This is a genomic window from Stenotrophomonas sp. PS02301, from assembly GCF_029959485.1.
Classification (GTDB): domain Bacteria; phylum Pseudomonadota; class Gammaproteobacteria; order Xanthomonadales; family Xanthomonadaceae; genus Stenotrophomonas; species Stenotrophomonas maltophilia_Z.
The window spans coordinates 16,903-26,840 of record NZ_JASCOO010000061.1; the positions used below are offsets into that span (position 1 = coordinate 16,903).

Sequence of the window (9,938 nt, forward strand, 5' to 3'; positions counted from 1 at the left end):
TCTTACTCCTGTACGCTGCCGCCGGCAGCTTCGATCGCGGCCTTGGCACTGGCCGTTGCAGCGACGCCCTTCAGGGTGAATGCCTTGGTCAGGCCACCCTTCATGACGATCTTGGCACGCTTAGCGGTGCTCGGGACCAGCTTGGCAGCGCGCAGCGCGGCAAAGTCGATCTCGCCAGCTTCCAGACGCTCAAGCTGGTAGGACAGCACTTCAGCGGTGTCCTTGGCGATCTTGGAACGGAAACCGACCTTCGGCAGACGACGCTGCATGGGGGTCTGGCCGCCTTCGAAGCCTGCCTTGATCTTGCCGCCACCCTTACGGGCGAACGAACCCTTGTGGCCGCGGCCGCAGGTCTTGCCCAGGCCGGAGCCGATACCACGACCGACGCGGGTACGCTCTTTACGAGCGCCCGGTGCCGGGCTCAGTTCATTGAGATGCATGGTCATTGGATTATTCCTCAACCTTGACGAGGTAGTGGACCTTGTTGATCAGACCGCGAACCTGCGGGCTGTCCTTCAGTTCACGTACGCTATTGAGCTTGCCGAGGCCAAGCGCCTTCACCGACAGGCGGTGACGTGCCTGGGCGCCGCGCAGGCCGCCAACCAGACGGACCTTGATGGTCTTGGTGGTGTCATTAGCCATGGTTGAGATCCTCCACCTTCTTGCCGCGCTTGGCCGCGATGCGGGCCGGCGACTGCATTTCGCTCAGACCCTTCAGCGTGGCGCGAACCAGGTTGATCGGGTTGCGCGAGCCGACGGCCTTGGCCAGCACGTTCTTGACGCCAACGGCTTCCAGGACGGCGCGCATGGCACCACCGGCGATCACACCGGTACCTTCGGAGGCCGGCATCATGAACACGCGAGCTGCGCCGTGGCCGGACTTCACCGGGTGCCACAACGTGCCGTTGTTCAGATCGACATTAGCCAGGTTCTTGCGAGCCTGTTCCATCGACTTCTGGATCGCGACCGGCACTTCACGCGCCTTGCCATAACCGAAGCCAACCTTGCCTGCGCCATCACCGACCACGGTCAGTGCGGTGAAGGTGAACTGGCGACCGCCCTTGACGGTCTTGCTGACGCGGTTGACCGCGACCAGCTTTTCGATCATGCCGTCGTCGACTTTCTCTTCGCGGCGATCGCGATCGCGACCCCGCTGCTGACGTTCTTCTGCCATGTTGATTCCTTGATTGATTGAGTATGTACGGCTCAATGCCGCTTATAGCTGTGAAATGAAGCGGTGGATCGAGCGCCCCTGCAGAAGAAGGACGTCGCCCGGCGCAACCCGCGCCGGCAGGCAGGCGGAAGCGGGGACCAGCCCCGCTTCCTTATCCCTTAGAACTGCAGGCCGCCTTCGCGGGCTGCATCAGCCAGTGCCTTGATGCGACCGTGGTAGCGGTAGCCCGAGCGGTCGAAAGCGACCTTCTCGATGCCCGCAGCCTTGGCGCGCTCGGCGACCAGCTTGCCGACCTTGGTGGCGGCGTCGCTGTTCTTGCCGTTCTTCAAGCCTTCCTTGACGTCGGCCTGGGTGGTGTTGGCCGAAGCCAGCACCTTGGAGCCATCGGCGGTGAAGACCTGGGCGTACAGGTGCTGGCCGGTGCGCAGCACCGACAGGCGCGGCACGCCGAGCACACGGATGTGTGCACGGGTCGACTTGGCACGACGCAGACGAGCGATGTTCTTGTTCATGATCTTTTTCCTTGGAAAGCTGAGGACCTGAATTAGGCCTTCTTGGCTTCCTTACGAATGATGACTTCGCCGGCGTACTTCACACCCTTGCCCTTGTAGGGCTCCGGCGGACGGAAGCCACGGATCTTGGCGGCAACTTCGCCAACGCGCTGCTTGTCGGTGCCCTGGACCAGCACTTCGGTCTGGGTCGGGGTCGAGATGGTGATGCCTTCCGGCGCCACGAACAGGACCGGATGCGAGAACCCGAGCGACAGGTTCAGATCCTTGCCCTGCATGGCAGCACGGTAGCCGACGCCGACCAGCTCAAGCTTGCGCTCGAAGCCGTCGGTGACGCCCTTGACCATGTTGGCCAGGATGGCGCGCACGGTGCCGGTGAGGGCAACCAGCGAGGCATCGTTGGCGGCCAGGGTGGCAACGCCGTTGTCGACAGTGATTTCAACGCCAGCAACCTTGGCAAGCGACAGGGTGCCCTTCGGGCCCTTCACGCTGACGGATTCCGGCTGGATGTTCAGTTCAACGCCCTTGGGCAGGTTGACTGGCTTCTTGGCTACGCGGGACATAGTTGGTTCCTTCTCGCCTTAGGCCACGAAGCACAGGACTTCGCCGCCGACGCCCAACTGGCGCGCCTGCGCATCAGTCATGATGCCCTTGGAGGTGGAGATGATGGAGATACCCAGGCCGTTGAGGACCTTCGGCAGCTCGGACTTGCCACGGTACTGGCGCAGACCCGAACGCGAGAAGCGCTTCAGGGTCTCGATGACCGGCTTGCCCTCGAAATACTTCAGGACGATTTCAAGCTCGGCCTTGTTGTTCTCGATCTTGGTCACGCGCAGATCGGTGATGTAGCCTTCGGCCTTCAACACCTCTGCGATTGCCACCTTGATCTTGGAGGACGGTGCTTTCACCGTCTGCTTGCCAACCGCGGCCGCATTCTTGATGCGTACCAGCAGGTCGGCGATGGGATCAGTCATGCTCATAGTCGATACCTTTGAGTGCACCGATATCCGCTTTCGCGAAAATCTTGTGTCTACCTGGAATGGGCCAGGGCCCGTCTTCACACACTGCTCACGCCTTGCGGGCGAGCAAGACGCGGGAGTATACGGCAAAAAGAGCCCGACTTGCGTCGGGCTCCCTTAATCCGGGATCAGAGCCGGAAAACCGGCCCCTCTCCCCTGCCCTGCGCCATGAAGGCACCGGGCAGTTGAAGGGACGAATCCCTTACCAGCTGGCCTTGCGCAGGCCCGGCACGTCACCACGCATGGTGGCTTCGCGCAGCTTGTTACGGCCCAGGCCGAACTTGCTGTACACGCCACGCGGGCGGCCCGAGAGCTCGCAACGGTTGCGGTGACGGCTCGGCGACGAATCGCGCGGCAGCTTCTGCAGCTTGATGACGGCCTCGGCCTTTTCGTCGTACGACGCGGTCGCGCTGGAGATGATCTTCTTCAGCTCTTCACGCTTGCCGGCGTACTTGACGGCCAGCTTCGCACGCTTGAGGTCGCGGTTGACCATGGAGGTCTTTGCCATTTCGGATTCCTCGACGTATCAGTTACGGAACGGGAACTTGAACGCTGCGAGCAGCGCCTTCGCTTCCGCATCGGTCTTGGCGGTGGTGGTGATGGCGATATCCATGCCGCGGATCGCGTCGACAGCGTCGAAGTCGATTTCCGGGAAGATGATCTGTTCCTTCACACCCATGTTGAAGTTGCCACGACCGTCGAAGGAACGACCCGAGACACCACGGAAGTCGCGCACGCGCGGCAACGAGATGTTGATCAGACGGTCCATGAACTCGTACATCTTTTCACGACGCAGCGTGGTCTTGCAGCCGATCGGCCAACCATCGCGGATCTTGAACGATGCCACCGAGACGCGGGACTTGGTCACGATCGGCTTCTGACCGGAGACCTTGGCCATGTCGGCGACGGCATTTTCCAGGATCTTCTTGTTCGTGGCTGCTTCGCCGACACCCATGTTCAGGGTGACCTTGACCAGCTTCGGAACCTGCATCGGATTGGTGTAGCCGAACTGCTTCATCAGCGCCGGCACCACTTCTTCCTTGTAAAACTTTTCGAGACGGGAATTCATCTGCTCATTCCTCAGGCGTCGAGCGCCTCACCGCTGGAGCGGAACACACGCAGTTTGCGTCCATCCTCCAGCACCTTGAAGCCAACGCGCTCGCCCTTGCCCGAAGCCGGGTTCAGCACATTCACGTTGGAGATATGGATCGACGCTTCACGCTCGACCACGCCGCCGGCAACGCCTGCCTGCGGGTTCGGCTTGGTGTGGCGCTTGACGATGTTCACGTTGGCGACGATCACACGATCGCCGTCGACGCGGACGACTTCGCCCTGCTTGCCCTTGTCCTTGCCGGTGTTGACGACAACCTGGTCGCCCTTCTTGATACGGTTAGCCATGATTATCTCCTGTCGCTCACAGCACTTCGGGAGCGAGCGAGACGATCTTCATGAACTTCTCGGAACGAAGTTCACGCGTCACCGGTCCGAAGATGCGGGTACCGATCGGCTCTTGCTTGTTGTTGAGCAGGACCGCGGCGTTGGCATCGAAACGGATCAGCGAACCATCGGCGCGACGCACACCCTTGCGGGTACGCACCACGACGGCGTCGAACACTTCACCCTTCTTGACCTTGCCGCGCGGGATTGCATCCTTCACGGTGACCTTGATGATGTCGCCAATGTGCGCGTAGCGGCGCTTGGAGCCGCCGAGCACCTTGATGCACATCACTTCCTTGGCACCGGAATTGTCCGCGACTTCGAGGTAGCTCTGCATCTGGATCATGAGTCAGATCTCCTTATTGAACCGCACGCGTGATGACTTCCACCACGCGCCAGTTCTTGGTCTTGGACATCGGAGCAATCTCGGTCACACGAACGACATCACCTTCGTTGCAGGTGTTGTCGGCGTCGTGTGCGTGCAGCTTGGTCGAACGCTTGATGTACTTGCCGTACAGGGCGTGCTTGACCAGGCGCTCCACCAACACGGTGACCGTCTTGTCCATCTTGTTGCTGACGACACGGCCTTCGACCGTGCGCAGCGTCTTGCTGTCGTTGTTATCGCTCATCGCGGCCATCCTTACTTGGTGCTGCCGAGCAGGGTCTTGACGCGAGCGATCTCGCGGCGAACCCGGCGGGTTTCGTGGGTCTTCGGCAGCTGGCCAGTGACCTGCTGCATACGGAGCGAGAACTGCTCCTTACGCAGGTCGATCAGGTGGCTCTTCAGGTCGTCAGCCGACTTTTCGCGAAGTTGTTTGATATCCATCAGAGCACCGTCCGGGTCACGAAAGTGGTGGTCACGGAGAGCTTGGCGGCAGCCAGGCGGAACGCCTCACGTGCCACGTCTTCTGCGACGCCTTCGATTTCATAGATCATGCGGCCGGGCTGGATCTGGGCTACCCAGTACTCCACGTTGCCCTTACCAGAACCCATTCGGACTTCGATGGGCTTCTTGGTGATCGGCTTGTCGGGGAACACTCGGATCCACATCTTGCCGCCGCGCTTGACGTAGCGGCTGATCGAGCGGCGAGCCGCTTCGATCTGACGCGCGGTCAGCTGACCATGAGCGGTTGCCTTCAGGCCGTATTCGCCGAAGCTGACAGCGTTGCCGCTCCAGCTCAGACCATCGTTACGGCCCTTGTGTACCTTGCGGTATTTGGTTCGCTTGGGTTGCAACATTGTCGTTACCTCGCTTCACGAGCCGGGCGCGACGGACGGTCACCGCGGTCGCCGCGATCGTTACGATCGTTGCGCGGGGAGTCGTCCTGCTTTTCCTGGCCAACCTGGGAGAAATCGAAGACTTCGCCCTTGTAGATCCAGACCTTGATGCCGATGATGCCGTAGGTCGTCTTGGCTTCAGCGAAGCCATAGTCGATGTCGGCACGCAGCGTATGCAGCGGCACGCGGCCTTCGCGGTACCACTCCGAACGGGCGATTTCTGCGCCGTTCAAGCGGCCACCGACGTTGACCTTGATGCCCAGGGCACCGAGGCGCATCGCGTTGCCGACCGAACGCTTCATCGCGCGGCGGAACATGATGCGACGCTCAAGCTGCTGCGCGATCGACTCGGCAACCAGCTGTGCGTCCAGCTCGGGTTTACGCACTTCGGTGACGTTGATGTGCGCCGGGACGCCCATCATTTCGCTCACTTCCTTGCGCAGCTTCTCGATGTCCTCACCGCGCTTGCCGATCACCACGCCCGGACGGGCGGTGTGGATCGTCACGCGAGCGGTCTTTGCCGGACGCTCGATCAGGATCTTGCTGATGCCGGCCTGCGCAAGCTTCTTGCGCAGCATTTCCCGCACCTTCAGGTCGGCTGCCAGATAACCAGCGAACTCGGCCTTGTTGGCGTACCACTTGGAGTTCCAGTCCTTGGAAATGCCGAGGCGGATACCAATCGGATGAACTTTATGACCCATGGTGTTTTCCTTTCCGCTTACTTGCCGGCGCCCACAACCACAGTGATGTGGCTGGTGCGCTTGAGGATGCGGGTGCCGCGGCCTTTCGCCCGCGCCATGAAACGCTTCAGGGTCGGACCTTCATCTACCATGATGGTCTGTACCTTCAGCTCGTCGACGTCGGCGCCCTGGTTGTTCTCGGCGTTTGCAATAGCCGACTCCACCACCTTCTTGATCAGGTGGGCAGCCTTCTTGTCCGAGAACTTCAGCAGGTTGACCGCACGCTCGGCCGGCAGGCCGCGCACCTGGTCAGCGACCAGGCGGGCTTTCTGCGCAGAGATGCGCGCGGAGCGCAGGATTGCTTTCGCTTCCATTGTCATCTCTCCTTACTTGCCCGACTTCTTGTCACCACCGTGACCCTTGAAGGTCCGGGTGATGGCAAATTCGCCGAGCTTGTGGCCGACCATGTTCTCGTTGACGAGCACCGGAACGTGGTTCTTACCGTTATGAACGGCGATGGTGACGCCTACCATTTCCGGCAGGATCATCGAACGGCGCGACCAGGTCTTGATCGGCTTCTTGCTACCCGCAGCGGCTTCCACCTTCTTGATGAGGTGGTGATCGACAAACGGGCCCTTCTTGAGTGAACGTGCCATGGTCGATTAGCCCCTACGATCGCGGACGATGAATTGCTGGGTGCGCTTGTTATGGCGCGTCTTGTAACCCTTGGTCGGGACACCCCACGGGGTGACCGGATGCGGGTTGCCCTGGCCGGCCTTCGCCTCACCACCGCCGTGCGGATGGTCAACCGGGTTCATGGCAGCACCACGAACGGTCGGGCGGACACCACGCCAGCGCTTGGCGCCAGCCTTGCCCAGCTTTTCCAGGTTGTGTTCGTCGTTACCGACTTCACCGATGGTGGCGCGGCACTCGACCGGCACCTTACGCATTTCACCCGAGCGCAGGCGCAGGGTGGCGTAGATACCTTCACGAGCGACGAGCTGCACGGCAGCGCCGGCGGCACGCGCGATCTGAGCACCCTTGCCCGGCTTCAGTTCGATGCCGTGGACAGTGGTACCGACCGGGATGTTGCGCAGCGGCAGCGTGTTACCGGTCTTGATCGGCGCATCCGAACCCGCGATCACCTGGTCACCGGCCTTCAGGCCCTTCGGTGCGATGATGTAGCGGCGTTCGCCGTCGACGTAGCACAGCAGGGCGATATGGGCGGTGCGGTTCGGATCGTATTCGATGCGTTCCACGCGCGCCGGAATGCCTTCCTTGTTGCGCTTGAAGTCGATGACTCGGTAGTGCTGCTTGTGACCACCGCCCACGTGACGGGTGGTGATGCGGCCGTGGTGGTTACGACCACCGGACTTGCTCTGCGGCTCCAGCAGCGCTGCATGCGGCGCGCCCTTGTGCAGATCGGGCGTGACCACGCGCACGGCCGAACGACGGCCGGGAGAAGTGGGTTTGAATTTCATCAATGGCATGGGATGGACCTCAGGCCTTGGCCGTTACATCGATGGACTGGCCATCGGCGAGACGCACGTACGCCTTGCGCCAATCGCCGCGGCGGCCGGTGCGGTTACGGAAGGACTTGTTCTTGCCCTTCACGTTCAGCACGTTGACCGACTCGACCTTGACGTCGAACAGCTGCTCAACCGCGGCCTTTACATCGGCCTTGGTGGCTTCGTTCGAAACTTCGAAGACATACTGGTTGGAATGTTCCTGCAGGCGCGCGGTCTTTTCGGAGACTCGCGGAGCGCGCAGCACGCTGAAGACTTTTTCGTTGCTGCTCATGCCAGCCACTCCTCGACCTTCTTGACCGCATCAGCGGTGATGACGACCGTGTCGGCACCGACCAGCGACACCGGGTCCAGGCCCTGCACGTCACGCACTTCCACGTAGGGAACGTTGCGCGCCGACAGGTACAGGTGCTCGGAAGCATCTTCGGTGACGATCAGCGGACGCTTGCCCACTTCCAGGCCGGCCAGCTTGGCGATCAACGACTTGGTGTTGGTCGCTTCGACATCGAAGGACTCCACGATCGTCAGACGGCCCTGGCGGTTCAGCTCGGACAGGATCGCGCACATGGCTGCACGGTACTGCTTGCGGTTGACCTTCTGCTCGAAGCTGCGCGGCTTGGCCGCGAAGGTGACACCGCCGCCGATGAAGATCGGAGCCGTCAGTGCGCCATGACGCGCGCCGCCGCCCTTCTGCTTCTTCGACTTCTTGGTGGTACCAGCCACTTCAGAGCGAGTCTTCTGTGCCTTGGTGCCGGCGCGACCGGCGTTGCGGTAAGCAACGACGACCTGGTGAACCAGATCTTCGCTGAAATCGCGACCGAACACGGCATCGGAGACCGAGACCTTGTTGTTGCTACCCGTGATAACGAGTTCCATCGTCATCTCTCCTTATGCCTTGCTAGCCGGACGAACGATCACGTCACCACCCGCTGCGCCCGGAACGGCACCACGGATTGCGATCAGACCACGTTCGACATCGACCTTCACCACTTCAAGGTTCTGGGTGCTCTGCTGCACCGAACCCATGTGGCCGGACATCTTCTTACCCGGGAAAACACGACCCGGGGTCTGGCGCTGGCCCAAGGAACCCGGCGCGCGATGCGACAGCGAGTTACCGTGGGTTGCATCGCCCATACGGAAGTTGTAGCGCTTGATGGTGCCCTGGAAGCCCTTACCCTTGGTGACACCCTGGACGTCGACCTTCTGGCCAACTTCAAAGATGTCCGCCTTGACTTCGCCGCCAACGGCGAAATCGCCGAGCTGCGCGTCTTCAACGCGGAATTCCCACAGGCCACGGCCCGCGTCGACCTTCGCCTTGGCGAAGTGACCGGCTTCCGGCTTGTTGACCAGGGCAGCGCGACGCGCGCCGACGGTCACCTGCACGGCGCTGTAGCCGTCAGCTTCGACGGTCTTGATCTGCGCGATGCGGTTCGGGGTAGCTTCAATCAGGGTTACCGGGATGGCCTGGCCATCTTCGGTGAACACGCGGCTCATGCCAGCCTTGCGGCCCACGAAGCCCAACGAATATTTCTTCGTCATGGTCGTAGTCCTCAGGTCAGCTTGATCTGAACGTCGACGCCGGCAGCCAGTTCGAGCTTCATCAGCGCGTCCACGGTCTTGTCGTTCGGGTCAACGATATCGAGCACGCGCTTATGCGTGCGGGTCTCGTACTGGTCACGCGCGTCTTTATCGACGTGCGGCGAGACGAGAATGGTGTAACGCTCGATCTTGGTCGGCAGGGGGATCGGGCCACGCACTTGCGCGCCGGTCCGCTTTGCCGTTTCTACGATCTCGCTGGCCGAACGGTCGATCAAACGATGATCGAACGCCTTCAGCCGAATCCGGATCTTTTGGTCCGCCATGACGGTGGGTTCCTTCGTTAAAAGAGCGACGGACAAGGCCTCTGGGTTGCCTTGTCCCATGAATATCCTGAATGCAGACGCCGCACATTCCTGCGCGGCGACAAGATCTTTCCGTAGACCTCAAAAATCGAGGCAGACCGGTCTCCCGATCTGCCCAGACAAAAAGTATAGCGCGCATACAAGTTGGCAGTCAACAGGGGTACTGTTGACAAAGCCTGAATGGCGCGACCCTTCCTGGTCTGGGGAACACGAGGAGCATCCTGCGCCTCTTTTCCCGTTTGGTTACACCCCGATGCCCTACCCAGGCAACATCGGGGCGCAGATTCTAGCAGATTACGCGATGATCTTGGAGACCACGCCGGCGCCGACGGTACGGCCGCCTTCGCGAATCGCGAAGCGCAGGCCTTCATCCATGGCGACCGGGTTGATCAGGGTGACAACCATCTTCACGTT

21 protein-coding genes and 1 pseudogene are annotated in these 9,938 nt (G+C 61.2%); all 22 read right to left on the reverse strand.

From position 1 onward, the window contains the following. Positions 1–2: 2 nt before the first annotated feature. A complete protein-coding gene (rplO, locus tag QMX81_RS14455; RefSeq protein ID WP_121042888.1) occupies positions 3–446 on the reverse strand; it encodes a 50S ribosomal protein L15 in 444 nt (147 codons plus the stop codon). Between the two features lie 4 nt (positions 447–450). Continuing rightward, positions 451–642, reverse strand: coding sequence for a 50S ribosomal protein L30 (gene rpmD / locus QMX81_RS14460; protein WP_121042886.1), 192 nt, complete (start codon positions 640–642; stop codon positions 451–453). Then, entirely contained in the window at positions 635–1,174 is a 540-nt protein-coding gene (gene rpsE, locus QMX81_RS14465) for a 30S ribosomal protein S5 (RefSeq protein WP_121042884.1), read from the reverse strand. Before rpsE ends, rpmD begins: the two co-directional genes overlap by 8 nt. 158 nt (positions 1,175–1,332) lie before the next feature. Continuing rightward, entirely contained in the window at positions 1,333–1,686 is a 354-nt protein-coding gene (gene rplR, locus QMX81_RS14470; RefSeq protein WP_121042882.1) for a 50S ribosomal protein L18, read from the reverse strand. 32 nt (positions 1,687–1,718) lie between these two features. Then, on the reverse strand, positions 1,719–2,246 hold the full coding sequence (gene rplF / locus QMX81_RS14475) for a 50S ribosomal protein L6 (protein WP_121042880.1): 528 nt from the start codon (positions 2,244–2,246) through the stop codon (positions 1,719–1,721). Positions 2,247–2,264: 18 nt separating this feature from the next. Next, positions 2,265–2,663, reverse strand: a complete 399-nt coding sequence (gene rpsH, locus QMX81_RS14480) for a 30S ribosomal protein S8 (RefSeq protein ID WP_019186156.1) — start codon at positions 2,661–2,663, stop codon at positions 2,265–2,267. A gap of 241 nt (positions 2,664–2,904) precedes the next feature. Continuing rightward, entirely contained in the window at positions 2,905–3,210 is a 306-nt protein-coding gene (gene rpsN, locus QMX81_RS14485; RefSeq protein ID WP_121042878.1) for a 30S ribosomal protein S14, read from the reverse strand. Positions 3,211–3,228: 18 nt separating this feature from the next. Further along, positions 3,229–3,771, reverse strand: a complete 543-nt coding sequence (rplE, locus tag QMX81_RS14490) for a 50S ribosomal protein L5 (RefSeq protein WP_019186154.1) — start codon at positions 3,769–3,771, stop codon at positions 3,229–3,231. 11 nt (positions 3,772–3,782) lie between these two features. Further along, complete coding sequence (rplX, locus tag QMX81_RS14495; RefSeq protein WP_017355416.1) at positions 3,783–4,100, reverse strand: 50S ribosomal protein L24; 318 nt, start codon at positions 4,098–4,100, stop codon at positions 3,783–3,785. A gap of 16 nt (positions 4,101–4,116) precedes the next feature. After that, a complete protein-coding gene (rplN, locus tag QMX81_RS14500; RefSeq protein WP_017355415.1) occupies positions 4,117–4,485 on the reverse strand; it encodes a 50S ribosomal protein L14 in 369 nt (122 codons plus the stop codon). 13 nt (positions 4,486–4,498) lie between these two features. Beyond that, positions 4,499–4,768 (reverse strand): 30S ribosomal protein S17, encoded by a 270-nt coding sequence (rpsQ, locus tag QMX81_RS14505; RefSeq protein ID WP_121042876.1) that lies wholly within the window; start codon positions 4,766–4,768, stop codon positions 4,499–4,501. 11 nt (positions 4,769–4,779) lie between these two features. Then, a complete protein-coding gene (rpmC, locus tag QMX81_RS14510; RefSeq protein WP_019186151.1) occupies positions 4,780–4,965 on the reverse strand; it encodes a 50S ribosomal protein L29 in 186 nt (61 codons plus the stop codon). Next, positions 4,965–5,378 (reverse strand): 50S ribosomal protein L16, encoded by a 414-nt coding sequence (rplP, locus tag QMX81_RS14515; RefSeq protein ID WP_019186150.1) that lies wholly within the window; start codon positions 5,376–5,378, stop codon positions 4,965–4,967. Before rplP ends, rpmC begins: the two co-directional genes overlap by 1 nt. Before the next feature lie 5 nt (positions 5,379–5,383). After that, positions 5,384–6,118, reverse strand: a complete 735-nt coding sequence (rpsC, locus tag QMX81_RS14520) for a 30S ribosomal protein S3 (RefSeq protein ID WP_121042874.1) — start codon at positions 6,116–6,118, stop codon at positions 5,384–5,386. A gap of 17 nt (positions 6,119–6,135) precedes the next feature. Further along, positions 6,136–6,471 (reverse strand): 50S ribosomal protein L22, encoded by a 336-nt coding sequence (gene rplV, locus QMX81_RS14525; protein WP_017355410.1) that lies wholly within the window; start codon positions 6,469–6,471, stop codon positions 6,136–6,138. Between the two features lie 12 nt (positions 6,472–6,483). Continuing rightward, positions 6,484–6,753, reverse strand: a complete 270-nt coding sequence (gene rpsS, locus QMX81_RS14530) for a 30S ribosomal protein S19 (protein WP_019186148.1) — start codon at positions 6,751–6,753, stop codon at positions 6,484–6,486. 6 nt (positions 6,754–6,759) lie between these two features. Beyond that, positions 6,760–7,587 carry a 50S ribosomal protein L2 gene (rplB, locus tag QMX81_RS14535; RefSeq protein ID WP_017355408.1) on the reverse strand — a complete coding sequence of 276 codons (828 nt, stop codon included), beginning with the start codon at positions 7,585–7,587 and terminating at the stop codon, positions 6,760–6,762. Between the two features lie 10 nt (positions 7,588–7,597). Beyond that, positions 7,598–7,897, reverse strand: coding sequence for a 50S ribosomal protein L23 (rplW, locus tag QMX81_RS14540; RefSeq protein ID WP_019186147.1), 300 nt, complete (start codon positions 7,895–7,897; stop codon positions 7,598–7,600). Further along, positions 7,894–8,499: a 50S ribosomal protein L4 gene (rplD, locus tag QMX81_RS14545; protein WP_282262482.1), complete on the reverse strand. Its 606-nt coding sequence runs from the start codon at positions 8,497–8,499 to the stop codon at positions 7,894–7,896. The genes rplW and rplD overlap by 4 nt, the downstream gene beginning before the upstream one ends. Before the next feature lie 12 nt (positions 8,500–8,511). Then, positions 8,512–9,162 (reverse strand): 50S ribosomal protein L3, encoded by a 651-nt coding sequence (gene rplC, locus QMX81_RS14550; RefSeq protein ID WP_019186145.1) that lies wholly within the window; start codon positions 9,160–9,162, stop codon positions 8,512–8,514. Between the two features lie 11 nt (positions 9,163–9,173). Continuing rightward, positions 9,174–9,485, reverse strand: coding sequence for a 30S ribosomal protein S10 (rpsJ, locus tag QMX81_RS14555; RefSeq protein WP_010341589.1), 312 nt, complete (start codon positions 9,483–9,485; stop codon positions 9,174–9,176). A 333-nt stretch (positions 9,486–9,818) separates the two neighbouring features. Further along, positions 9,819–9,938: pseudogene (locus tag QMX81_RS14560) on the reverse strand (elongation factor Tu); the annotation flags it as partial.